Below are 25,142 nucleotides of genomic sequence, written 5' to 3'. Positions count from 1 at the left end.
GTAAATAATAGCACTTTTTGGCAAAATTTTCAATATTAAAAACAAAAAAAAAGCTAGGCATAACCTAGCTATTTATTAAAAACTTTCAGGTTTTGAAAGAATATTTAAATCTTTATCTATGTCAAAAATTAAAGGCTTACCAGTTGTTAAATTTAAATCTAGTATATCCTTATCAGAAATATTTAAAAGATATTTAATTAATGCTCTTAAACTATTACCGTGAGCAGCAATAATTACATTTTTACCATCTTTTATTTCTTTTGAAATAACATCGTTCCAGTATGGTAATACTCTTGCAATTGTATCTTTTAAGCTTTCTCCTCTTGGACATTCTTCATCTGTTAAATCTTTGTATCTTCTGTCGAATTTAGGATATCTTTCTTTATCAGTTACTTCAACCTTAGGTGGAGCAACATCGAAGCTTCTTCTCCAGATGTGAACTTGTTCATCACCATATTTTTTAGCAGTTTCAGCTTTATTTAGACCTTGTAATGCACCGTAGTGACGTTCATTTAATCTCCATGATTTATATACAGGAAGATATAGTTGGTCTATTCCTTCTAGTACGTAGTTTAAAGTCTTGATTGCTCTTTTTTGGTAAGATGTGAATGCTACATCAAATTCTAATCCTAAATCTTTAAGTGTTTTTCCACCATTTTTAGCTTCTTCAACACCTTTTTCAGTTAAATCTACATCTGTCCATCCAGTGAACTTATTTTCTAAATTCCAAGCACTTTGTCCGTGACGTATTAATACTAACTTCATATAGTATGTATCTCCTTTCAACTTTCTTTGAATACATTATACTATATTCAGGTACTTTAATCAATAAAAAAAGATTAAAATGAAAAATACAAGTAAAAACTATGAAAAAAATGCACAAAATCAAAAGAAGTTTGGTGGATAATAACTTAACAAATGATAGAAAATATATTTATAAATGGCAGATATGTTGTGAAAAAAATAATAAAAAATTTATAATATTAAGATAATCACTCAAAAAAATATTTTTTCAATTTTTTCAAAATACAAAAAATTAAGACTTATTAAATTACACTAATTACATCTTTAAATACTGGAAAAAAATGAAGGAAAAAGTCTAGTTTGACATTATATAAGATTAAAGGTATAATGCATATGTATTTGGGGAAATACATTGATTTTACACTTTTAGGGTCAATAGCTAAAAGAATAGCTATAAGTGTGTGATTTATGCTTATATAAGAAAAATGAAGTTGTTGTATGACAACTTTTTTTCTTTTGTTTTATAAAAAAATGTTGTAGAATAGAGCTAGAATTAAAATGAATTGTTGAAGAGGTATTATGAAGAAATTAACGATTAAAGATATTGCAAAATTGGCAGGTGTGTCGTTTAAAACAGTTTCTAGAGTTATTAATAATGAAGATAATGTAAAGGAAGAAACAAAAGAAAAAGTTAAAAAGATCTTATTAGAACAAAACTTTAGTGTGAACTATAACGCTAAAAGACTTGCTAGTAGTAGAACAAGACAAATAGGTGTAATAACAAATACAAAAAGTAATGAATTGAGTAAGAACTATATTATACTACATCATATATTAACCTTTGCGAAAATGAAAGACTATACTATTATAGTACATGAAAGCTTAGATAAGGTTAAAAGAAATAATTTAGGTAAAATAGATAAAGGGTTTTATGAAGGTATAATCTTTTTAAATCCTAAAAAAATGGAAGATATAGAAGAGACTGTTAGAGATAAACTTCCAGTTGTGATGTCAGGTATTAGTGAAAAGTATGTATGTGTTGGAACAGATCAGTATGAAAGTGGATATATTGCAACAATGGCACTTATTAAAAAAGGCTGTAAGGATATAGCGGTAATACTAGATGATCCAGATACAACAACTAATAAAGAAAAGGTTAGAGGTTATGCTGATGCTCTAAAAAGTGTTGGATACATGATAAATGATGAGAATATACACTATAATTACAGAACTAGTTTTGATGTTGAAGCTTTAATAACTAAAAAGTATCTAAAAGATAGTTTGTATGATGGAGTATTAATAGGTAGTGATGTTTTAGGTTTAGGTGCTGTAAGAGCGATTAATAAATTAAAAATTCCTTGTCCAATGAATTTTAAGTTTATAACCTTCGGTAATACCTTTATATGTAACGAAACATATCCAAGCATGAGTTCAATTAAACAAAATTTCGAAAGTATAGCTAAAAATTTAGTAGATAAGATAGTTGAACTTATAGAAAATAAGGATAAACCTAAAAGTATGGTTATACCAGCAGAAATTATTGAAAGAGAGTCTACAATATAAATAGTCATAAAAAAAATGGCTATTTTTTTTTTTTTTTTTATTGACAAAATTCTAAATCGAGTTACAATGTAATAGAAGATGACAACGAGGACAAAAGGAGGCAAAAATGAAATTAGATATGGAAAAATTCATGCTTAATAGTAAATTAGCTAATAAGCTATACACTGAATATGCGAAAGATGTACCTATTTATGACTACCATTGTCATTTAGACCCTAAAGAAATATATGAAGATAAGGAATTTTCTAATATTTCTGAAATTTGGCTAAATGGCGATCACTATAAATGGCGTGCTATGAGGGCAAATGGAATTCGTGAAGAATATATTACAGGTGATAAGACAGATTATGAAAAATTTTATGCATGGGCTAGTACACTTGATAAGTGCATATTAAATCCACTTTATCATTGGAATGCACTAGAATTAAAAAGATATTTCAATATAGATGAAATATTAACAAGTAAAAATGCAAACGTTATTTGGGATGCTGTTAATAATATAAAGTATAGTCCGAGAAAGTTGATAGAAATATCTAATGTAAATACTTTATGTACAACTGATAGCCCAATATCAGACTTAAAATATCATAAATTAATACGTGAAAGTAACTTTAAAACTAATGTGCTACCAGGATTTAGACCCGATGAAGCATTAAGTATAGGTAAACCTAAGTTCTATAACTTTATTAACCAAATTCCTTCTGTTGTAGGTTATGAAATAAAGGAATATGAGGACTTAGTTAGAGCATTAAGTGAAAGAATAAAATATTTTGATGAAAATGGTACTTGTGTTTGTGATCATGGACTAACATATATGCCATTTGAAAAGGCTAGTTTAGAAGAAGTAAAAGAAATTTTCAAGAAAGCTTTAAATAAAGAGGGATTAAGTGAAAAAGAAGTAAATAAATATTTGACAAGACTCTTAGTAGATTTAAGCAAAGAATACAAAAAATATGACTGGACTATGCAAATACATTTTGGTGCTATAAGAGATAATAACAAGAAGTACTTTGAAAAGTTAGGCTATGATTCAGGATTTGATTCAATTACTGATGATACAAATTTAGCATACAAGTTAAATGGCTTATTAAATGAAATGGTAGAAAATGACAGTTTACCTAAAATGATAATATATAACTTAAACCCTATGTATAATGATTTGATAGCAAGCACCATAGCAAATTTCCAACCAAACAATGGAAATATGCAATTTGGTGCTGCATGGTGGTTTAATGATACTAAAGAAGGTATGTTAAAACAAATGAAATGCTTAGCAAATAATGGTTTATTCTCAAAATTTGTAGGTATGTTAACAGATTCAAGAAGTTTCTTATCATATACAAGACATGATTACTTTAGAAGAATTTTATGTGACTTTATTGCTGATTTAGTTGAAAGAAACGAAATACCAAAAGATATGGATATGTTAAAAGAACTAATACAAAACATTTGTTACTATAACGCAAAAAGATATTTTGAAAAAAGGGGTAGATAGAATGAAAATAGGATTTAGATGGTACGGTACAGAGGATAATATACCAGTTGAATATATTAGACATATACCGAATGTGGATACAGTAGTAACAGCTGTATACAGCGTAAAAGTAGGAGAAGTTTGGCCTATGGAAGATATATTAGAGTTAAAAGAAAAGGCTAATAAGGTAGGACTTAACTTCCATGTAGTAGAAAGTATACCAGTACATGAAGATATTAAATTAGGTAAAAGAGATTACAAAAGATATATAGAAAACTATAAGGAAAATATTAGAAGATGTGCAAAAGCTGGAGTAAAGGTTATATGCTACAACTTCATGCCTGTATTTGACTGGACAAGAAGTGAATTAGATCATAAAAGAGAAGATGGATCAACATGTTTAGTATTCTATAAGGATCAAATAAAAAAACTTGACCCTACAAAATTAGCACTTCCTGGATGGGATTCATCATATAGTGTTGAAGAAATGGCAAAGTTAATTAATGAGTATAAAGAATTAGGAGAAGAAGGATTATGGAAGAATCTAGAATACTTCTTAAAAGAAATAATACCAGTGGCTATAGAAAATGATGTATATATGGCAATACATCCAGATGATCCACCATATTCAATATTTGGTATACCAAGAATAATAACTTGTAGAGATAATTTAAGAAGATTTTTAGATATATATCCTGATAAACACCATGGTTTAACAATGTGTGCTGGAAGTTTAGGATGTGATCCTAGAAATGATTATATAGCTATGGTTAAAGAATTTGGTAGTGAAGGAAGAATACATTTTGCACATTTAAGAAATATAAAGATACTAGAAGATGGAAGCTTTGAAGAATCAGGTCATATCACAAAAGAAGGTAGTTTAGATTTTTCTGAAATAGTTAAGACATACTATAATCTAGGCTACAAAGGTTACTTTAGACCAGATCATGGAAGAATGATATGGGGAGAAACAGGTAAACCAGGTTATGGTCTATATGACAGAGCATTAGGAGTAGCATATATAAACGGATTATGGGAAATGTGTGAAAAATTAAAAGGGGGTAAAAATGAAAAATAAAGTAGTAGTTGTAACTGGAGCAGCAGGTGTAATTTGTTCAATGATAGCAAAACATTTTGCAAAGTTAGGTGCAAAGGTAGCGATGCTAGATTTAAATTATGAAAAAGCAAAAGAATATGAAGAAAAATTTGCAAAAGAAGGTCTAAAGACTAAGGCATATAAGTGTAATGTTTTAGATAAAAAAAATATTGAAGAAGTTTATGAAGATATAAAAAAGGATTTGGGTAAGGTAGATGTATTAATAAATGGTGCTGGAGGAAATAATCCAAAAGCAACAGCAGACCAAGAATTCTACGATAAAGAAAACAAGGGTACAAGCTTTTTTGACTTAGATCCTAAAGGTATAAGTTTTGTTTTTGATTTAAATATTTTAGGAACAATATTACCAACACAAGTAATTGCAAAAGATATGGAAAAAGGATGTAGCATAATAAATATATCAAGTATGAACTCATACACACCTTTAACAAAGATAGTTGCATATTCAGGGGCTAAAGCTAGTGTAAATAACTTTACACAATGGTTAGCAGTACATTTAGCAAAAGTAGGTGTAAGATGTAATGCAATAGCACCAGGATTTTTAGTAACTAATCAAAATAAGAAGTTATTATTCAATGATGATGGAACACCAACACAAAGAACAGGTAAGATATTAAGAAACACACCAATGGAAAGATTTGGAGAACCAGAAGAAATGCTAGGAGCATTAGAATTTTTAGTAGATAATGAAAAAGCAAGTTTTATTACAGGAGTAATAATACCTATTGACGGCGGATTCAGTGCATATTCGGGGGTATAATATATGGAATATAGAAAATTTGGTATGTTAGATAAATTAGCATACATGTCAGGTGACGTAGCAAATGATTTGTCATTTATATTTGTAATGATGTATTTAATGGTATTCTATACTAAGGTATTAGGTATATCAGGAGCAGTAGTAGGATTACTATTTTTAACAGCAAGAATAGTTGATGCATTTACTGATATAGGAATGGGGAGATTAGTTGACATAATCAAACCAAGAAAAGAAGGTAAATTTAGATTTTGGATAAAAATGGTTGCACCTTTTGTAAGTTTATCGTCATTTTTACTATTTGTATATGTAGTTAAAGATTTTTCAATGCCTATAAAAATAGCATATATATTTGTTACATACATTTTTTGGGGAAGCATATGCTATACAGCGATAAATATTCCGTATGGATCAATGGCTTCAGTCATAACTATAGATTGTGAAAAAAGAGCATCATTATCAGTATATAGAAGCGTAGGAGCAAGTATATCAGTTTTATTAATCTCATATATAGTTCCTAAAGTGATATTTGTTGAAAAGTATATAAATGGTAAATTAGAAAATGTAATAGTCCCAGAAAGATTTACAATTTTAGCCTTAGCATTTTCAATTTTATCATTCATATTCTATATGTTTTGCTATAAATTTTCTATAGAAAGAGTAAAAGTTAAAATTTGTGAGTATAATAAAGAAGAAAAGAGTTTTTTAAAAGAAGTAAAGAAGATAGGAAATAGTTTAAAAGTTAATAGATCATTACAAGTATTTTTGGTAATATCTTTAATATATTTATTAACAACAATGTTAGGTAGTGGTTTATCAGCATATATTTATATTGATTATTTTAAAAACAAAGAAGTATTAGCGTATTCAGGTATGATAGGAGCAATTTTAACATTTGCTGTTTCACCTATTGCAAGTAAAATAGTAAAAAAGATAGGTAAAAAGACATCAGGATCAATAGGTCTATTAATATCAGGAGGTATATTCATAATCCTATACCTTTTAAGACTTAATAATGCATGGGTATTCTTTGCGTTCTTTGTACTATGTGCACTAGGTACATCATACTTTAATGTAATAGTTTGGGCCTTTATAACAGACATAATAGATGATCAAGAAGTTAGAACAGGTTGTAGAGAAGATGGTACAGTATATGCTGTGTATTCATTTGCTAGAAAGTTAGGTCAAGCATTAGCAGGAGGTATGACAGGATTCATATTATCATATATAGGATATAATTCAAGTCAAGTAATACAAAGTGTAAGTGTAAGCAATAGTATTTATTCAATATACACATTAGCACAAGGAGTAGGTTGTATTTTATGTGGTGTAGTACTACTATTTATATATCCTTTAGGTATAAAGCAAGTTATGATAAATACAGAAAAATTAAATAAACGTAGAGAGGTAGAAAATGCAAAATAGGAAAATTGTATGTATAGATTCAGATGGTTGTGCTATGGATACCATGAATTACAAACATATATATTGTTTTGGACCTATTGCTGTAAGAGTGTTTAATATAAAGGAAAAAGAAGAATTTTTAAAAAAATGGAATAAGATAAATCTTTATTCAAAAACAAGAGGAGTAAATAGATTTGTTGGACTTTCCTTAGTGTTTGATAGTATAAATAAACCTTTAAATGATTTAAAAGCATGGATAAATTCGACAAATGAGTTATCTAATAAGTCTTTAGAGAAAGAAATTTCGAAAAAAAAGAGTGGTGAGCTAGAAAAGGCACTTATATGGAGCAATGAAGTTAATAAAAAAATAGAAGGTATAAAATATATGGCTAAGCCTTTTTCTAGCGTTAAAGATGCAATACATAAGATGAAAAAATATGTGGATATAGCAATAGTGTCAGCAGCAAATAATGAGGCTATAAAAGACGAATGGGAAAAATTTGGATTAATAGATTATGTAGATTATGTAATGGGTCAAAGTCAAGGTACAAAGAAAGATTGTATTAAATATTTAATTGATAAAGGGTATGAACCTAAAAATATAGTAATGATGGGTGATTCACCAGGAGATATATTGTCTGCAAAAGAAAATAATGTTCTTATGTACCCTATAATAGTAAACGAAGAAAATGAGAGTTGGGATTTATTCATAAACCATATCCTAGAAAAATTTTTGAAAGATGAATACAAAGATGCTGAATATATAGAAAAATATGAAAGAAAGTTAGGTGACTTAGATGCCAAGAACAGTTAATTTAAAAGAAAAACCATATAATTTGAGTGATAAACAAATTTCATGGGTTGAAAATACAATAAATTCAATGAGTGATGAAGAAAAAATAGGACAACTATTCTTTAATCTTTTCAGTCTAGAAGATAGAAAATTTACTGAAACAGATTTAACAAATAAGGAAATTATAGAAAAATATCATATAGGAGGTGCAAGATACCAAGGTGGTAATAAAGAAGCTGTAATGAATTTAATAAATGATTTACAAGAATATTCAAAAATACCTCTATTAGTTGCAGCTAATTGTGATTCAGGTGGAGATGGTGCTTGTAGCGATGGTACATATATAGCAACAGCTGCACAATGTGAAGCTAGTGGAGATGAAACTGTTTCATATAATGCTGGATATGTTAGTGGAGTAGAAGAACAAGCACTAGGAATAAATGTTAATTTTGATCCTTGCGTAGATATAATAAAAAACTTTAGAAATACAATTGTTAATACAAGAGCATATGGTAGAGATACAGATGTTGTAATTAAACATACAGTCTCATATTTAAAAGGTTTAGATAAGAGCAAAGTAATAAAATGCATAAAACATTTCCCTGGAGATGGAATAGAAGAAAGAGACCAACATTTAGTGTTAGGAATTAACAATTTAAGTATAGAAGATTGGGAAAAAAGTTTTGGAGAAGTATACAGAACTCATATAAATAATGGTGTTGAAATGATAATGGCAGGTCACATTGCATTACCTAATTATCAAAAATACTTAGTTAAAGGATTAGAAGATAAAGATGTGTTACCAGCAACATTAGCAAGTGAATTAATACAAGACTTATTAAAAGAAAAATTAAACTTTAATGGTTTAGTTATTACAGATGCATCACATATGCTAGGTATGACTTCTAGTATGCAAAGAAAAGATTATGTACCTAAGGCAATAGCAGCTGGTTGCGATATGTTCTTATTCTTCAATGATATAGATGAAGACTTTAACTATATGTTAAATGGGTACAAAAATGGTGTGATAACAAAAGAAAGATTACATGATGCATTAAGAAGAATTTTAGGTCTTAAGGCAAAGTTAGGACTAAATATTGAAAAACCAAAAAGAAGTCTAAAAGATTTAGATGTAATTGGTTGCAAAGAACATAAGGAAATGCAAAAAGAAGCTATAGATAAAGGTATAAGTTTAATTAAAGATACAAAAAATGTTTTGCCTATTAATAATAAAAAACATAAAAGAGTAAGACTATACATAATAGAAGGTGAAAAAAATGGAATATATAAGCCAAACGAAGAATTTGAAAAATTATGTGTAGAAAAATTAGAAAAAGAAGGATTTATAGTAACTTTAAATGATAGAGGAGTTCGTGCTAAAGGAAGTGTAGAAAAATACAAAAAAGAAGTTGATTTAGCATTAGTATTTGTAGATGTTAAAGGGTATGCTGAACAAAATAATATGAGAATTAAATATAGCGGGCCTATGTCAAATGAAATACCTTGGTTTGTTCATGAAGTACCTACTGTTGTTGTTTCATTTAATTTTACAAATCATTTACATGACTTAACAATGGCAAAGTGCTACATTAATGCATATTCTGATTGCAAGGAAACAATTAACCAACTAGTAGATAAACTATTAGGTAAATCAGAATTTAAAGGAAAACATTTTAATGAAAATGTTTGGGCTAATCAATTTCAAGCTAAACTATAACGAGGTGATAATATGTTGTATCCATTACAAACTAAAACACGTGATTTAATAGATTTATCAGGTATATGGAAATTTAATTTTGAGAATGAAAAAGAAGAAATGATAGCTGTTCCTGGTTCGTTTAATGATCAAGTGGTAGGGCATGATAAGAAAAATTATGTAGGAAATTTAATTTATCAAAAAGACTTTTTGATAAAAGAAGAAATGTTACTAAACGAAATATTTTTAAGATTTGGTTCAGTTACACATGTTGCAAAGGTATATATAAACAACGAATTAGTGGGAACACATAAAGGTGGTTTTACGCCTTTTGAATTTAATATAAATAAATATGTAAAAGAAGGAGAAAATAGATTAAAAGTTATTGTTTCAAATAAGTTAGACTATACTTCATTACCTGTTGGAAACTATAGTAATGAAAATGGTCAAGAAAAAGTTGATGAAAATTTTGATTTCTTTAATTATGCAGGTATACATAGACCTGTTAAATTATGGATAAAACCTAAGCAACATATAGATGATATAGTAATTACATATGAAGTTAATAAAAATAATGCTAAAGTAAGTTTTGATGTAAAAACAAATGTTGAAAATCCTAAATTGAAAATAAGTATATTAGATGAAAAAAATACTGTTGTGTCAACTGATGGTGTAATTACAAATGTAAGATTATGGGAACCATTAAATGCATATTTATACAAAGCAAAAGTAGAACTATTATCAAATGATGGCAAAGTTATTGATGAATATACAGAAGAGTTTGGAATAAGAACTGTAGAAGTTAGAGATAATAAGTTTTTAATTAATGGAAAATCATTCTATTTTAAAGGATTTGGTAGACATGAAGACTCATATATACATGGAAGAGGCTTAGATGAGGTTTTAAATGTATCTGATATTAATCGAATGAAGTGGTTAGGTGCAAATTCATTTAGAACATCACATTATCCATATTCTGAGGAAATGATGAGATTAGCTGATAGAGAAGGTTTTGTTGTAATAGATGAAACAACAGCTGTTGGTCTTATGGCTAATTTTGGTTTTGATTTAATTGGAACAACTGAAAAAAAGAATACTTGGGAAAAAATAAATACAAAAGAAGCTCATGAACAAGTGATAAGAGAACTAATAGATAGAGATAAAAATTATGCTTGTGTTGTAATGTGGTCTATAGCAAATGAACCATCTACTGCAGAAAAAGGGGCTTATGAATATTTTGAACCATTATTTAAATTAGCTAGAAAATTAGATAAGCAAAAAAGACCTTGTACTTTTGCAAATATTATGTTAGCACCAGTAAATAAATGTCTAGCTAGTAGTTTATGTGATGTACTTTGTCTTAATAGATATTATGGTTGGTATGTAAATTTAGGAGATTTAAAAGTTGCTAGAGAAAAAATGCTAGAAGAATTAAATCTATGGCATGAAAAATATCCTAATAAACCAATAATGTTTACAGAATATGGCGTAGATACTATAGCTGGTATACATGATATAGATGAAATGACACCTTTTTCTGAAGAATTTCAAATAGAGTATTACAAAATGAATGAAGAAGTTTTCGATAGTTTATCATACTTTATTGGAGAACAAACATGGAATTATGCAGACTTTCAAACTAAATATGGTCTATTTAGAGTTCAAGGTAATAAGAAAGGAATATTTACAAGAGAAAGAAATCCTAAGTCAATTGCAAAGCACCTAAAAAACAGATGGACTATGATACCAAATTATGGGTATAAGGAATTAGTATTGGAAAAGAAATAATACTGTGATATAATTTAATCAGATAAATGTTAACCACTTGCTATATGGTGGGGTATAAATGTTATAGTGTGTAAATCTCTCTATTTTTAAAGATAGAGGGATTTTTTGTAAGAGTGTATTAAAAAAGCAATTTTTATATAATATTCAATATTAAAATTAATTTTAGTCAAAATATAATTGACAATAAAACTTAAAAAATATACAATAACATATAAATTATTAAAAAGGTGGTAAAAATGAAGGCGATGGAAATATATATACGAAGTGTTTGGAAGACGAACTTAGTGTATAGATGGAATTTCATTATAGGTGTACTTGCTAATATTTTCCATGTAATAAGTATGATGTTTATTTGGTATGTTGTTTATAGAAACAATGGCAATCACCTAATTAAAGGATTTGATTTCAATTCACTAATCCTATATACAATAATGTCAAATTTAACTGTTAGAATGTATAATAGTGAAATTGAACATACTATTGCAGATGAGGTCTCGTCAGGTCAGGTAGTAAATAACTTTATAAGACCTGTATCATATTTTAAAAGATTAATTGGAGAAACAATGGGGGAAATATCATTTACCTTTCTATTTCTAATTTTTCCAGTAATATTTGGACTTGTCTGTTATACACTTTATTCTAAAACAAATTTTAACGTCACATATTTAAGTATTTTCTTTTATGCTATAACCGTAATATTTAGTATTATACTAAACTTTATGTTAAGTTTCATAATAGGTCTTGCAGCTTTCTATTTAAATTACATCTGGGGATTTTTCACATTAAAATCTACTATAATGGCACTAGTTACAGGTCAACTATTCCCACTAACCTTTTTCCCTGATAAAGTAGTAATGATACTTAAACTAACTCCATTTTATTACATGAATTTCGGACCAGTATCTATACTTCTTAATCAATTTAGCCCATATGAAACATATAGATTGATATGTATACAAATTTTATGGTGTGTAATTTTAGGCATACTAACACATTTGCTTTGGTTATCAGCACAAAAGTATTTGACAGTAAATGGAGGGTAATATGAATACATTTTTACACTATTTCAAAGTATATATTATTAGATTTAAATATTCGTTTAAGATATTTAGTAATTCTCTAGTTAATTTTTTTATAGGTGTCACAGCCTTTTTGCTAATTCAAATAAGTGGATTATTTTTTATTAGTATAATTTTCAAACAAACTCCAGAAATTGCAGGATTTAACTTAAATCAAATGATAGCCTTGTATGGATTTTCTCAAATAACAAGAGGTCTAGATCATTTTTATTCAGACTACCTTTGGTTTTTTGCATCAAATGGTGTAATAAGTGGAACATATGATAAGTACTTAACAAGACCATTAAATCCTTTATTTCAGATTATTATAGAAACCGTACAATTCGATGCACTAGGAGAAATTATTACAGGGTTTGCCCTATACATATATTCATTAAAAGCTTTAAATATATCATTTAGCTACACAATATTAGTAAAAACAATATTTTTCATAGTAATTGCTTGCATAATCTATACGTCTATAAAAATTATAGGAACAACTTTTGCATTTTTCATTAAACGTAGTTTCACAGTTTTAAGAGCAATATACTCAGTATCAGATTTTGCTAAGTACCCTATAACAATATATCCGAAAGTAATGCAAATGATATTAACATATATTTTAGCTTATGGATTTACAGCATATTACCCTATTAAGTACATATTACTAGAACCTATGAAGATAAAGGATTTTGTATCTATAATATTTTTAATAGTTATCTTAATCGTATTTACTAGCATATTTTGGAAAGAAGGAGAAAAACGTTATGAAAGCTCAGGATCATAGAATAATAGAAGTTAATGATTTAACTAAAAAGTTTACTACCTACAAAAGAATAGGAATATTTAAAAGAGAAAAAAGCGAAAAAGAAGTTGTAAAACACCTTAGCTTTAACGTAAAAAAAGGTGAAATTGTTGGATTTTTAGGTCCTAATGGTGCTGGTAAATCTACAACTATTAAAATGCTAACAGGAATACTAACACCAACTTCTGGTAATTGCCTTGTTAATGGTTTTAGTCCTATAAAAAACAGAAAGCAAAATGCATATAATCTAGGTGTAGTTTTTGGACAAAGAACACAACTTTGGTGGGACTTATCAGTTTGGGATAATTTATGTCTTTTAAAAGAAATCTACAGACTAACAAATGAAGGCTTTGAAAAAAGATATGAATATTTAAATGGAATTTTAAATTTAGATGAAATTAAATATAGTCAGATAAGATCTTTATCGCTTGGTCAACGTATGAAAGCAGACATTGCAGGAGCATTGCTACATAGTCCAAAGATACTTTTTTTAGATGAACCAACTATAGGTTTAGATGTTGTAATAAAGGATAAAATATTAAAATCATTAAAAAAGATTAATAAGGATGAGGGTGTTACAATTCTTTTAACAACTCATGATATGAGAGATGTTGAATATTTATGTAATAGGGCTATTATAATCAACTATGGTGAAATAATATATGATGATAGTCTAGAAAAATTAAAAGAATACTATGGAAATGATAAATTAATAAAATTAACTCTAAGAAATGTAGGGGATATTAAAAATACAATGGAAACCATGAAAGACCTAGTTAAATCATATAGAATAGAAAACAACATCTTAAAATTAACAATAAAAAAAGATATACAAATTGAAAAAAAAGTTCTATCTAAAGTCTTCCAAGCAATAGATATTGATGAGATAAGATTTGAAGAGGTTAATATAGATAAAATTATTAAAAAAATATATGAAGAGTAGGGTAAGTTTTTAGCCTACCCTTATTTTATCCCATTATATTTTTCAACGAATGCTTTAGTAGTATCAACGATTTTATCCATACCACCTTTTGTTAGTGCAGATCCTATACCTATAGCGTATGCACCAGCGTTTATCCATTTATCCATATTATCGATATTTACACCACCTGATGGCATCATATTTGCATAAGGAATAGGTCCATGTACATCTTTAATAAAGTTAGTTCCTAATACTCCTCCAGGGAATATTTTTACTATATCAGATCCATTTTCAATTGCTGATATAACTTCTGTAACACTACCACAACCTGCTAAATATGGAATAGAGTATCTATTACATACTTTAGAAATCTTCTTATCAAAATGAGGAGATACAACAAATTGAGCACCATTTAATATGGCAATTCTTGCTGTAATATCATCTAATACAGTACCAGCACCAATTAAAATATTTTCATCATCATGGTATTTTCTACTTAATTTATTTATTGCACTGTCTGCATATCTAGTAGAAAATGTAAGTTCAATAGTTTTTATTCCACCTTCTATTATTTTTTCTGAAATTTCTACAGCATTAATATCATCTGTACCACGAACAACAGCAACTAAGCCATTTTCTTTAATTTTACTTAAAATTTTTTGTTTCATAATTTTTTCCTTTCATTTTTAGATATAAAATTAGATAATTCATTTCTTGATGGTAAATCTTCATTATCACTTTTACTTGTTACTTGTATTGCTCCAATAGCGTTAGCACGTATTAGCATAGAATGTAAGTCTATATTTTCTAATATAGAGCTTATTATCCCAACAGCAAATCCATCACCTGCACCAACTGTATCTACAACTTTTTTAACAATAAAACTTGGTTCAAATATTGTTTGATTTTTATCTATGTAATATGATCCAAGAGAACCATCTTTAATTATTATCCTTTTAATACCTGTGGATAAGAACTTTTCCTTAATATTATTAATATTAGTTTCAGATATCAAAGTCTTACATTCATTTAAACCAGGCATAAAGTAATCAGATAATCTTGCGACTTTAAGTATAGTATCTTTTAAGTCATCCATATCCTTCCACATCGATAGCCTAATATTTGGATCAAAAGTTATTGTAATATTATGTTTTTTAGCTTTTTCTATTGCGTAAAATATAGCATTTCTGAATGAATTTGAAATTGCAAGAGGTATTCCAGTAATATGTAATAAGCAGATATTTTCAAAATCAATATTTTCTATATTCGAAATATCTAATTTTGTTGCAGCACTATTGGTTCTATAATAATATACTTTGGGGTCACCTACATTTGTTTTAGCTTTTAAAATTATTCCAGTTTTTTTATTTTCTAAAATATTAATATATTTTAGACCTATATGTTCTTTTTTTATAAAATTATATATTGACTTTCCAAAAGGATCATCACCTAAATTTGTGACATATTGTGTATTAAAACCTAACCTAGTTAAACCAACAGCAACATTTAACTCAGCCCCTGCTGTTGTTTTATAGAACGTATTAATATCTTCTAAATCACCTATTTCTTCAGCAACCAACAACGCTAGTGGTTCACCTAATAATAATATATTTTTCATGTTACACCTCATTTTTTGTTGAATTTCTTACAATTAATTTTGTTGGTAATTCTATAAATTCAACAGTTTTATCCATATTTTCTAGTCTCTTGAATAAAAGATTAGCACATATCTTACCACACTCATATGAATCTTGGCGTATAGTTGTGATATTTAATAATTCTTGCCATCCCCAATCATCAAAACTACAAATCCCTATATTTTCTTCTTTTAATGATAGATTAAGATTATTAACCTCATCTAAAACTTTAAGTAATATAGATCCATTTACACAAAATATGGCTGTATTAGAATTTCTGTATTTTTGTATAAAGTCTTTTAAGTTAAAGTTATCAATATAGGTAGTGTCTTTAGGGTTTCTTTTAAAAATATCTGACATAGCATCACAAAATGCACTATACCTTAAATTCTTAACACTATTATTCTTCATATTGCTTGTAAAAAAAGCTACATTTTCAAAACCTTGTTTTTTTAAATGTTTCATCAAATTATAGCTAGCTATATAATTATCGCAAGTAACGGTATCTATAGTGTTTTTTGAGCCTATACTTCTATCAGCTAGGACTATAGGTATATTTTTTTTCTTTGCAAGGTCTATAATATATTCATCATTACCACCTATTGTATTAATTATTAACCCATCTATATTATATGATAATAGAGAATTTATTGCGTCTTTCTCATCTCCATTAACTTCAGTCACTAAAACGTGATAACCTTTTTTACAACAAACTTCACTAATACCTTTGAAGATGAAACTAGAAAATTGATTTTGCATATCAGCAATAGTCAGACCTATAATCTTACCTTTTCTTGTTTTAAGACTTCTTGCAAGATTACTAGGAGTATATCCAGTACTGTCTATTATCTCTTGAATACGTTTTCTAGTATCAGAAGACATAAATTCATACTTACCATTTAAAAATCTTGAAACTGTAGTCTTAGAAACATTGGCTAATTTAGCAATATCATTTATTGTTAATTCCATATAACCTCCTTAGAAACCGATACACATATATATTATACTACCTAAAATTTAAAAATTCAATAGAATACTAAAAAAGTGCCAAATTAAATTTGACACTTTTTTTTCTCTATAATCCCTTAACAAGGTTGTATAATGTTTTAACGTGTATTCCAGTTGCACCAACAGATAAGTAGCTGTATGCCTTTGATAAGAATGCAGTACCAGCTATATCTAAGTGTATCCAAGGTAAGTTGTTATTGAATTCTCCAACAAACATACCTGCTGTAATAGTTCCACCCATTCTTCCACCAGTGTTCTTAATGTCTGCAACTCTTGATTTATTTAATTTAGCAAATTCTTTATCTGTAGGTAATTGCCATATCTTTTCACCAGATAATTTAGCAGCACTTACAACTTGATTAAAGAATTCTTGGTTATTTGTTACAGCACCTGTATAAACTTCACCAAATGCTACAAGACAAGCACCTGTTAGAGTTGCAAGGTCTATTACCTTAGTAGCTTTCATTACAGTTGAAGCATAGTATACAGAGTCAGCTAATGTAACTCTACCTTCAGCATCTGTATTATCAATTTCTATAGTCTTACCTGAGAATGATGTTACAATATCACCAGGTTTGTATGAATGACCAGATAAAGCATTTTCACAAGCTCCAACTACACCAACTACATTAGCTTTTAATTTAGATTTTGCAATTGCATGTATAGTACCTATAACTGTTCCAGCTCCACCCATGTCATCAAACATAGTCTTCATTCCATCACTTGGTTTTAGTGAATATCCACCTGAATCATATGTAATTCCTTTACCAACAAGAGCTAATTTTTCATTAGATGTTGGATCATTTGAATATTCCATTACTATAAACTTAGGTTCTCTATCTGAACCGCTACCTACTGCAAGGAAGGCATTTAATCCCATCTTTCTTGCTTCTTCTTCTCCATATATTGTAACTTTTACACCAACTTTTTCTAATAATTCTTTTGCCTTATTAGCCAATGTTTCTGGGTAAATATAATTTGATGGAAGATTTACAAGATCTCTAGTAATAAAGACAGAATCAATTAAGCTTTGAGTTTCGTCTATTGCTTTTTGTATAACAGGTAATTTTTCTTCTTCAATATTTAATGTGTAGTTAACAGTTAATTCGAAAGCTTCTTTTCTATCTGTATGGAATCTATCAAACTTGTATTCAGCTTGTTTTAAACCTTCAACAACAGCTGATGTAAATCCAGCCATACAAACACCATCAATTTTTTCAACAGTTAAACTAATTTCATTTACGTTATTTTTTTCTAATTCTTTAGCAAGATTGAAAAATGCTGTACGTACTTCATTTAAATCAAGTTCATCCTTTTTACCTAGTCCAACAAAGGCAACATTTTCAAAGGTATTAACATAAACTTGTCCTAATTTACCTTCAAATATTTTCTTTTCTTTTAAATGATTATATAGCTTACATTCACAGCTTAGGCCTTCAAAATATATTTCAACTAAAAGACCACCATTTTTTTCTAAATTAAATTTCATATTATCCTCCTATATTTGGTTATTTATTACTTTTTCAACTACGTTTCTACCATGGTCACATATTCTTGTAAAGTGACAGATAATATCAACATAGTATAGTCCTGCTTTAATATCGCATTCACCGTTTCTCAAACGATTTATATGTTTTTTACGTGATTTTTTTTCGTATACATAAATAGAATTATGTAAGTCTAGTGCTTCTATTGCTTTTTCTTTATCATTATTAACAAAAGCCTCGTAGGCAAGTTTAAGCATTTCGTTTGTAATATTTGATAATATTGTAACTTCATACTTAGCATCATCAGAAAAAGCCATGCCTTTTTTAATTTGATAGTCTACATCTCTAACTAATGCCATAGCGTGATCTCCAATTCTTTCTATATCACGTGACATATCCATTAAGTTTGAACCTATTTCACTGTCTGTTTGTGCCAAATGTTCATGGAATAGTACAGTAAGATAGTTGTTTATAGCCCTATCTAAGTTATTTAATTCATCTTCCTTAATTGCAACCCTATTACCAACATTAGGATCTCTAGTTTGGAAGTAGTTAACAGATCTTTCTAAATTTTCTCTTGCCTTAGTTAACATAACAGACAATTCTTTTTTTGCTTGTCCAAGTGCTACTGATGGAGCGTTGTGTATAAGCATAGTGTCTAGGAATTTTGGCTTATATGTTTCTTCATCTTCGTTATATGGTATTAGTTTTGTTACTATATACGCAAGTGCCCCAATAAATGGGAATAAAATTAAAGTGTTAACACCATTAAATGTTGCGTGTGCTAGAGCAATTGTCAATTTAGGTGGAACTTTAAGTAGTTTTTCAATAAATAGTACAAATTCAGTAAATGGTGTTAGTAATATTGAGAATATTACTGTACCTATTACATTAAATAGTACGTGTGATGCTGCAACTCTTTTTGCTGAACGTGTAGCACCTATACATGCAATTATTGCAGTTATTGTAGTCCCTATATTATCTCCGAATAAAACTGGCAATGTTGCTTTAAGGGTTATAATATGTTCGGAGTACAGATTTTGTAGTATGCTTATAGTCGCAGAAGATGCTTGTATTAGCATAGTAAGACCAGTACCTACAAAAACACCTAATATTGAATTCTTACCAAGGTCTATCATAAGTTGTGTAAACCAAGGTTCATACTTAAGAGGTTGCATGGCAGATGACATTAAAGTCAATGCATAAAATATTCCTCCAAAACCATATAGTATTCTACCTATATTATTCAAAGTAGATCTTTTTGTGAAAAATAGTAGTGCAGCTCCTAAAAATATAATAGGAAGTGAATATTTTGAAAGATTAAACCCGATAATAAAGGTTGTAATGGTAGTACCAATATTTGCCCCCATTATTATCCCTATTGCTTGTTTTAAGTTAAGCAGTCCAGCTCCAACTAATCCAACTACTATAACAGTAGTTCCAGAACTTGATTGTAAAAGAATAGTAACAAGTATCCCTGTTAAAACTCCTAAAAATGGATTGGTGGTATATTTATCTAATAAATTTCTTAATCTGTCACCAGCTGACATTTGTAGACCATCACCCATATATTTAATACTAAATAGGAATAGTCCTAAACCACCCATAAATTGAAATAATGTAACCTTATAGTCCATTATTAACCTCCTTTTCAAAAGCCATTCTTTCACTACCATCTTCTACATGTATTATGGCAGAATATTTAAAACCATTAGAAAAAATTGCTTTTTTCATAGGTATATTATCTTTATGTGTATCTATTCGTACAAATTGTACTAATTTATCTTGAGTAAGTTTTTGTATGTATAAGAATATATCTTTTGTTAAGTTCTTACCCCTATAATCCCCGCAAATCATTAAACGATGTATTGTTGAATAATCGCCAGTGTATTTAAAGTTACCCTCATATGTTTTTTCGTACGTTTTTTCTTTTCCAAATACTAGTGCAAAATATCCAATTACAATGTTTTCTTTGACAACACAGTAACCTATATCATCTAAAACGTCATTTTTAAAAGTTTTTTCATTTGGATAACCATTGTTCCATTGGTTAAGGCCATTTTTTTTCATAAATTCTTTGGCATCATTAGATATCTCTAATAACCTGGGTATGTCAGAGATATTACTTTTCCTTATTTCCATTTATTCCTTTCCCGCTATACATATTTTGTAACTTATTAAAACTTACACCATTTAGTATGTCATCTATTAGTTCATTTAGTATAGTAAGTTTTGCGTTTAAAATTTCTTTGTCTTCTTTAGGAAATGTACCAAGTACATGAGAAACTGCGTCATTTTTTTTATGTCCTATTCCTACTTTTATTCTTGTAAATCCGTCACCACAGTGGGATATAATAGACTTTATACCATTATGACCACCAGATTTACCAGAATTTTTGATACGTATTTTACCTACTTCCATATCCATATCATCATATATTACATAAAGGTCATTGACACTTATCTTGTAATACTTCATCAACTGTTCTATTGCAACACCTGAATCATTCATGTATGTAAGAGGTTTTTGAAAGAAACAGTCATTAAACTTTAAATATTCAGATTTAAAATCTTTTTTAAGACCATTTATCAAATTCTTTTCAGTAAGGTAATTGTCAAGGACAATAAATCCAAGATTGTGTCTTGTGTTTTTGTACTCATCACCTGGATTACCTAATCCAACTATTAATCTCATAAAATCACCTGTAATTAGTATAACATAAAATAAACCTACTTTTCAATTTTAAAATATGATATAATAAGGCTGTAAATAAAGAAAAATAGGAGTAAAAATGAGAAGTGTTTATTTAGATAATGCAGCATCTACAAAAATTAGAAAAGAAGTATTGGATTACCTAGTAGAATGCTTAGAAAAATATTATGCAAATCCTTCATCAGTTCATAGTATGGGACGTGAATCAAGGGTTATGTTAGAAAAGGCTAGAGCTACTGTTGCAAGTTTACTAAATGTAAAAACGCAAGATATACTTTTTACATCTGGAGCAACAGAATCAAATAATTTGGCTATAAGAGGGCTTTTATCTAAAACTGATAAAAAAGAGATAATAACATCAAACATAGAGCACTCAAGTATTTTGAAATTAATGAATAGATTATCAGACGAGGGGTACATTGTACACTATGTAAAAACTTTACCTAATGGACAAGTAGATGTAGAAGATTTAAAAAAATATTTAAATACAAATACAGCACTTGTTAGTGTTATGGCAGTTAATAATGAAACTGGAGTAAGACAACCTATAGATAAAATATCAAAGCTATTAGCTAATACTGGAATATATTTCCATGTCGATGGTGCACAACTATTAGGTAAGATGGAAGTAGACCCCTACCTATTAGGAATAGATAGTATGACAGGTTCAGCACACAAGTTTTATGGACCAAAAGGTGTAGGTGTCCTTTATTTACGTGATGATATACCAGTAGAAAAGCTAATATATGGTGGTCCTCAAGAAAGAAATAAGAGGGCAGGTACAGAAAATCTTGATGCTATACTTGCAAGTGCATATGCACTAGAGTTAGCGTATAAAAATATGAAAGATGAAAGAGCGTACATAAAAGAATTAAATAGATACCTATTATCTAAACTAAGTGACAAGTGCATTGTAAATGGTGAAAATAGGATAGATGATATATTGAGTATACAAGTTAAGGGTAAAAATATACAAACTCTTTTACCTATGCTTGATATGAAGGGTATCATGGTAAGTGGAGGATCTGCTTGTATGTCAGGTAGCCTTAGTGCTTCTCCTGTACTAATTGCAATGGGATTAAGTGAAGAAGAGGCTAATTCATCTATAAGGGTATCTTTAGGCTTACATAATACTAAAGAGGAGATAGACTATTTCATAGATTGTTTGGAGAAGATGTAGATGTATATAAATCTTAAAGTATATACTGACTACACCCTTTTAGAAGGTGTAGGTAAGATAAGTGATTATGTTAAAAAAGTCAGTGAATTAGGGTTAAAAGGACTAGGTCTAGTAGATAAGTCTATGTGCTCAGCTATGAAAATGTACAATTTGTGCAAGAAAAACAACATTAATCTTTTAATGGGACTAACAGTTTTTGTGTATGGTGTAAAAAGAGAGGGTAAATATATTTTAACTCTTTATGCAAAAGGAGAAAAAGGGTATAAGGAATTAGTGAATTTATCAAGTCTATCATACGTGAAAAAAGGTGTATTAGATATATCTGATATATCAAAATGCAATAATATATTAGTAACTACAGGTTCACTTAATTCTGAGGTATATGTTTTAATGAAGGACTTAGAATATTCTAATGTAAGAGAGGTATTAAAAGAATATTCTAGTAAATTTAAGGATATTTACTTAGAATTACCATGTTTTTTAAATGACGAAAAAAGACTAGTAAAGTATATAGAGATATCAAAAGAAATGGATGTAGAATTAATAGCAGTTAATGATACATTCTATTTACAAAAAGAAGACAGAAAGTTACAGAAAATAGTTGCAAGAATAGGTAATAAGAAGGGGTATGAAGAAAAAGGCCTTTACTTTAAGACTGAAGAAGAAATAAGGGAAGACTTAAGTTTTTTAGATAAAAATATTTTAGATAAGGCTATAGAAAATACAGAAAAAATATTAGAAGAGTACAAGATGGAGTTAGACTTATCTAGTAAAAAAGTACCCAAATTACAGTTTGATATACCTCAAGAACAGTATTTAAAAAATTTAGTGTATGACAACTTAGCAAAAAAATATACTAAAAGATATGATGAAGCTAAAAAAAGAGCTGATTATGAACTAGAGATAATATCAAAGATGGGATTTAATGGATATTTTTTAATAGTTGAAGATATAGTAAGGTATGCAAGACAAAATGATATATTAGTAGGGCCTGGAAGAGGTAGTGCTAGTGGTAGTATAGTTTCGTATCTATTAGGTATTACAAAGGTAGACCCATTAAAATATGACCTTATGTTTGAAAGATTTTTAAATATTGCAAGAAAGAATATGCCTGATATAGACCTAGACTTTGAAACAGCAAAAAAAGACAAGATAATACAGTATGTAATGGATAAGTATGGTAAAGACTACGTTTCAAATATTATAACCTTTTCTACAATGAAAGAAAAAGCTCTAATAAAGGATTTAAAAAGAGTATTTAAAAATAGAGAAAATAAATATGTAATAGATGAAGTTGTAGAAAAACTTAAGGGTAATGTTAGACATAGTTCCATACACCCATCAGGTGTAATAATATCTAGTGAAAAGTTAACAGATATAGTTCCTATTAATTTTGATAGTTTACTTAATGTTAATATAACTCAGTATCAAATGGAAGAGTTAGAAACTATGGGACTTTTAAAGATGGATTTCTTATCGTTGTCAAACCTTGATATATTAAGTTCATGTACAAAGTTAACTAATGTGAAATTAGATGATATACCCCTAGATGACAAGAATACTTTTGAGGAATATAACAAGGGGAAGACTTTGGGTATATTTCAAGTAGAAGCAAGAGGAATAACAGAGTTAATTAAAAGATATATAATAAATGAGTTTCAAGATATATCTACAGTTTTAGCACTATACAGACCAGGACCATTAAAAAGCGGTATGATTGATAAGTTAATAAGTATAAAAAATGGTAATGGTAAGGTAGAGTATTTATTCCCACAATTAGAAGAAGTTTTAAGCTCAACTTATGGTGTAATAATTTATCAAGAACAGGTTATGAAAATAGCAAGAATAATTGCAGGCTTTGATTTAAATGAAGCAGATGACTTGAGAAAAGCAATAAGTAAGAAAAAGATGGACATACTTGAAAACTATAAAAAAAGATTTATAGAAGACTCAGTTAATAGAGGATTTGATAGATACAAGGTAGAAGTTTTGTATAATCAAATTGAAAAGTTTGGAGAATATGGATTTAATAAGTCACATACCATACCTTATGCAATGCTCTCATATTATACAGCGTATTTTAAGACTAATTATACAAAAGAATTCTTCTGCTCATACTTAAATTCTCAATTAGGTATACATGATAATCTAAAAGATGTAGCAAAAGAAGTTAATATATTAAAGCCAGATATTAATTTATCAGATGTGAAATTTACCGTAGAAAAAGATGGTATACGTTATGGACTATGCAATATATCTGGTATATCGGTATCGTTTAGTAATGATATATTAAATGAGAGAAAAAAAGGTAAGTTTTTGAATATTCTTGATTTTTGCTATAGACTACTTGAATATGGTATAACAAAAAAACAGTGTCAAATATTAGCTGATGCAGGAGTTTTTGATAGCTTGGGAATAACAAGAAAAGAAGTCGTTTTGAATGTTGATGAGATATATAGCATGGCATTAAAGAAAAAAGAACAAAAAGAAGATGTATGTAGGACAATATTTTTTGATGATAAAAAGGATGATGTTAAATACATACAAAAAGATACAAAAGAGTATGAAATATTAGAACTACTTGATATGGAAGAAAAAATGCTTGGTTTAAAATTAAGTTTTCCTAGAGAAGAAGTGTTAGATGTAATAAAGAACAAACATATCTTTTTAAGTGAATATAATCTGGTTTTAAAAAATGGATTATTAGTAAAATTAAGTGAGATAGGAAAGCATAAGGCAAGTATAACCAATATACTACTAGACAATGTAGATGAGGATAATTTGGGAAAATTAAAAAAATATATATTAAAAAATGGTGGATACTCAAAGGTAGTTTTCTATAAGCAAAAACAAAAATTACCTACAAAAACTAATAGATATATATATTTATCTAAGAAAAACATTGAAGAATTAATAAGTATAGTGGGTAAAAATAATTTACGTATTGAGTTGAAATAACGCTATATGATATAATTGTATAATAGAGTTAGAAAAGG

The 25,142-nt window shown here is 28.3% G+C and carries 21 protein-coding genes; 13 read left to right on the top strand and 8 right to left on the bottom strand.

The window, feature by feature from the left end; translation table 11 throughout:
- Window positions 1-75 precede the first annotated feature (75 nt).
- Window positions 76-765 (bottom strand): 2,3-diphosphoglycerate-dependent phosphoglycerate mutase, encoded by a 690-nt coding sequence (gene gpmA / locus VC03_RS04755; protein ID WP_046328903.1) that lies wholly within the window; start codon window positions 763-765, stop codon window positions 76-78.
- 558 nt (window positions 766-1,323) lie between these two features.
- Here gpmA and VC03_RS04750 point away from each other — a divergent pair.
- From VC03_RS04750 to VC03_RS04700, 11 genes are all read left to right on the top strand, one after another.
- Complete coding sequence (locus VC03_RS04750; protein WP_046328902.1) at window positions 1,324-2,307, top strand: LacI family DNA-binding transcriptional regulator; 984 nt, start codon at window positions 1,324-1,326, stop codon at window positions 2,305-2,307.
- A 106-nt stretch (window positions 2,308-2,413) separates the two neighbouring features.
- Window positions 2,414-3,802 (top strand): glucuronate isomerase, encoded by a 1,389-nt coding sequence (gene uxaC, locus VC03_RS04745; RefSeq protein WP_046328901.1) that lies wholly within the window; start codon window positions 2,414-2,416, stop codon window positions 3,800-3,802.
- A gap of 1 nt (window position 3,803) precedes the next feature.
- A complete protein-coding gene (uxuA, locus tag VC03_RS04740) occupies window positions 3,804-4,859 on the top strand; it encodes a mannonate dehydratase (protein WP_046328900.1) in 1,056 nt (351 codons plus the stop codon).
- Window positions 4,849-5,658, top strand: coding sequence for an SDR family oxidoreductase (locus VC03_RS04735; RefSeq protein WP_046328899.1), 810 nt, complete (start codon window positions 4,849-4,851; stop codon window positions 5,656-5,658). Before uxuA ends, VC03_RS04735 begins: the two co-directional genes overlap by 11 nt.
- 3 nt (window positions 5,659-5,661) lie before the next feature.
- Window positions 5,662-7,080 carry an MFS transporter gene (locus VC03_RS04730; protein WP_046328898.1) on the top strand — a complete coding sequence of 473 codons (1,419 nt, stop codon included), beginning with the start codon at window positions 5,662-5,664 and terminating at the stop codon, window positions 7,078-7,080.
- Entirely contained in the window at window positions 7,070-7,873 is an 804-nt protein-coding gene (locus tag VC03_RS04725) for an HAD family hydrolase (protein WP_046328897.1), read from the top strand. Before VC03_RS04730 ends, VC03_RS04725 begins: the two co-directional genes overlap by 11 nt.
- Window positions 7,857-9,569 carry a glycoside hydrolase family 3 protein gene (locus VC03_RS04720; RefSeq protein WP_046328896.1) on the top strand — a complete coding sequence of 571 codons (1,713 nt, stop codon included), beginning with the start codon at window positions 7,857-7,859 and terminating at the stop codon, window positions 9,567-9,569. The genes VC03_RS04725 and VC03_RS04720 overlap by 17 nt, the downstream gene beginning before the upstream one ends.
- 12 nt (window positions 9,570-9,581) lie before the next feature.
- Window positions 9,582-11,336, top strand: a complete 1,755-nt coding sequence (gene uidA, locus VC03_RS04715) for a beta-glucuronidase (RefSeq protein WP_046328895.1) — start codon at window positions 9,582-9,584, stop codon at window positions 11,334-11,336.
- Window positions 11,337-11,572: 236 nt separating this feature from the next.
- The gene (locus tag VC03_RS04710) at window positions 11,573-12,379 is read left to right on the top strand and encodes an ABC transporter permease (protein WP_046328894.1); all 807 of its coding nucleotides are present in this window, start codon (window positions 11,573-11,575) and stop codon (window positions 12,377-12,379) included.
- A gap of 1 nt (window position 12,380) precedes the next feature.
- A complete protein-coding gene (locus tag VC03_RS04705; RefSeq protein ID WP_052727706.1) occupies window positions 12,381-13,181 on the top strand; it encodes an ABC transporter permease in 801 nt (266 codons plus the stop codon).
- Window positions 13,162-14,142: an ABC transporter ATP-binding protein gene (locus VC03_RS04700; protein WP_052727705.1), complete on the top strand. Its 981-nt coding sequence runs from the start codon at window positions 13,162-13,164 to the stop codon at window positions 14,140-14,142. The genes VC03_RS04705 and VC03_RS04700 overlap by 20 nt, the downstream gene beginning before the upstream one ends.
- A gap of 20 nt (window positions 14,143-14,162) precedes the next feature.
- Here VC03_RS04700 and VC03_RS04695 read toward each other — a convergent pair whose 3' ends face one another.
- The 7 genes from VC03_RS04695 to pth all read right to left on the bottom strand — a co-directional run bounded on the left by VC03_RS04695 (window position 14,163) and on the right by pth (window position 20,948).
- Complete coding sequence (locus VC03_RS04695; RefSeq protein WP_046328893.1) at window positions 14,163-14,789, bottom strand: bifunctional 2-keto-4-hydroxyglutarate aldolase/2-keto-3-deoxy-6-phosphogluconate aldolase; 627 nt, start codon at window positions 14,787-14,789, stop codon at window positions 14,163-14,165.
- Window positions 14,786-15,739, bottom strand: a complete 954-nt coding sequence (locus tag VC03_RS04690) for a sugar kinase (protein ID WP_046328892.1) — start codon at window positions 15,737-15,739, stop codon at window positions 14,786-14,788. Before VC03_RS04690 ends, VC03_RS04695 begins: the two co-directional genes overlap by 4 nt.
- 1 nt (window position 15,740) lies before the next feature.
- A complete protein-coding gene (locus tag VC03_RS04685; RefSeq protein WP_046328891.1) occupies window positions 15,741-16,727 on the bottom strand; it encodes a LacI family DNA-binding transcriptional regulator in 987 nt (328 codons plus the stop codon).
- A 106-nt stretch (window positions 16,728-16,833) separates the two neighbouring features.
- On the bottom strand, window positions 16,834-18,255 hold the full coding sequence (locus VC03_RS04680) for a leucyl aminopeptidase (protein ID WP_046328890.1): 1,422 nt from the start codon (window positions 18,253-18,255) through the stop codon (window positions 16,834-16,836).
- A gap of 9 nt (window positions 18,256-18,264) precedes the next feature.
- A complete protein-coding gene (locus tag VC03_RS04675; protein ID WP_200893818.1) occupies window positions 18,265-19,890 on the bottom strand; it encodes a Na/Pi cotransporter family protein in 1,626 nt (541 codons plus the stop codon).
- Window positions 19,880-20,395: a hypothetical protein gene (locus VC03_RS04670; protein ID WP_046328888.1), complete on the bottom strand. Its 516-nt coding sequence runs from the start codon at window positions 20,393-20,395 to the stop codon at window positions 19,880-19,882. The genes VC03_RS04675 and VC03_RS04670 overlap by 11 nt, the downstream gene beginning before the upstream one ends.
- Window positions 20,376-20,948: an aminoacyl-tRNA hydrolase gene (gene pth, locus VC03_RS04665; RefSeq protein ID WP_046328887.1), complete on the bottom strand. Its 573-nt coding sequence runs from the start codon at window positions 20,946-20,948 to the stop codon at window positions 20,376-20,378. Before pth ends, VC03_RS04670 begins: the two co-directional genes overlap by 20 nt.
- A 97-nt stretch (window positions 20,949-21,045) precedes the next feature.
- Between pth and VC03_RS04660 the strand changes: the two genes are divergently transcribed.
- Both VC03_RS04660 and dnaE read left to right on the top strand, forming a co-directional pair.
- Window positions 21,046-22,146, top strand: coding sequence for a cysteine desulfurase family protein (locus VC03_RS04660; RefSeq protein ID WP_046328886.1), 1,101 nt, complete (start codon window positions 21,046-21,048; stop codon window positions 22,144-22,146).
- On the top strand, window positions 22,147-25,104 hold the full coding sequence (gene dnaE / locus VC03_RS04655; RefSeq protein WP_046328885.1) for a DNA polymerase III subunit alpha: 2,958 nt from the start codon (window positions 22,147-22,149) through the stop codon (window positions 25,102-25,104).
- Window positions 25,105-25,142: the final 38 nt, after the last annotated feature.

This window comes from Sneathia vaginalis (assembly GCF_000973085.1).
GTDB lineage: Bacteria > Fusobacteriota > Fusobacteriia > Fusobacteriales > Leptotrichiaceae > Sneathia > Sneathia vaginalis.
The sequence above is the reverse complement of the archived record's forward strand: the minus strand, read 5'-3'. Positions and strand labels throughout refer to the sequence as shown.

What these genes read in the sequence shown, in the direction of transcription:
- gpmA (WP_046328903.1), bottom strand. Translation starts at nt 765, where the DNA reads ATGAAGTTAGTATTAATACGTCACGGACAAAGTGCTTGGAATTTAGAA.
- VC03_RS04750 (WP_046328902.1), top strand. Translation starts at nt 1,324, where the DNA reads ATGAAGAAATTAACGATTAAAGATATTGCAAAATTGGCAGGTGTGTCG.
- uxaC (WP_046328901.1), top strand. Translation starts at nt 2,414, where the DNA reads ATGAAATTAGATATGGAAAAATTCATGCTTAATAGTAAATTAGCTAAT.
- uxuA (WP_046328900.1), top strand. Translation starts at nt 3,804, where the DNA reads ATGAAAATAGGATTTAGATGGTACGGTACAGAGGATAATATACCAGTT.
- VC03_RS04735 (WP_046328899.1), top strand. Translation starts at nt 4,849, where the DNA reads ATGAAAAATAAAGTAGTAGTTGTAACTGGAGCAGCAGGTGTAATTTGT.
- VC03_RS04730 (WP_046328898.1), top strand. Translation starts at nt 5,662, where the DNA reads ATGGAATATAGAAAATTTGGTATGTTAGATAAATTAGCATACATGTCA.
- VC03_RS04725 (WP_046328897.1), top strand. Translation starts at nt 7,070, where the DNA reads ATGCAAAATAGGAAAATTGTATGTATAGATTCAGATGGTTGTGCTATG.
- VC03_RS04720 (WP_046328896.1), top strand. Translation starts at nt 7,857, where the DNA reads ATGCCAAGAACAGTTAATTTAAAAGAAAAACCATATAATTTGAGTGAT.
- uidA (WP_046328895.1), top strand. Translation starts at nt 9,582, where the DNA reads ATGTTGTATCCATTACAAACTAAAACACGTGATTTAATAGATTTATCA.
- VC03_RS04710 (WP_046328894.1), top strand. Translation starts at nt 11,573, where the DNA reads ATGAAGGCGATGGAAATATATATACGAAGTGTTTGGAAGACGAACTTA.
- VC03_RS04705 (WP_052727706.1), top strand. Translation starts at nt 12,381, where the DNA reads ATGAATACATTTTTACACTATTTCAAAGTATATATTATTAGATTTAAA.
- VC03_RS04700 (WP_052727705.1), top strand. Translation starts at nt 13,162, where the DNA reads ATGAAAGCTCAGGATCATAGAATAATAGAAGTTAATGATTTAACTAAA.
- VC03_RS04695 (WP_046328893.1), bottom strand. Translation starts at nt 14,789, where the DNA reads ATGAAACAAAAAATTTTAAGTAAAATTAAAGAAAATGGCTTAGTTGCT.
- VC03_RS04690 (WP_046328892.1), bottom strand. Translation starts at nt 15,739, where the DNA reads ATGAAAAATATATTATTATTAGGTGAACCACTAGCGTTGTTGGTTGCT.
- VC03_RS04685 (WP_046328891.1), bottom strand. Translation starts at nt 16,727, where the DNA reads ATGGAATTAACAATAAATGATATTGCTAAATTAGCCAATGTTTCTAAG.
- VC03_RS04680 (WP_046328890.1), bottom strand. Translation starts at nt 18,255, where the DNA reads ATGAAATTTAATTTAGAAAAAAATGGTGGTCTTTTAGTTGAAATATAT.
- VC03_RS04675 (WP_200893818.1), bottom strand. Translation starts at nt 19,890, where the DNA reads ATGGACTATAAGGTTACATTATTTCAATTTATGGGTGGTTTAGGACTA.
- VC03_RS04670 (WP_046328888.1), bottom strand. Translation starts at nt 20,395, where the DNA reads ATGGAAATAAGGAAAAGTAATATCTCTGACATACCCAGGTTATTAGAG.
- pth (WP_046328887.1), bottom strand. Translation starts at nt 20,948, where the DNA reads ATGAGATTAATAGTTGGATTAGGTAATCCAGGTGATGAGTACAAAAAC.
- VC03_RS04660 (WP_046328886.1), top strand. Translation starts at nt 21,046, where the DNA reads ATGAGAAGTGTTTATTTAGATAATGCAGCATCTACAAAAATTAGAAAA.
- dnaE (WP_046328885.1), top strand. Translation starts at nt 22,147, where the DNA reads ATGTATATAAATCTTAAAGTATATACTGACTACACCCTTTTAGAAGGT.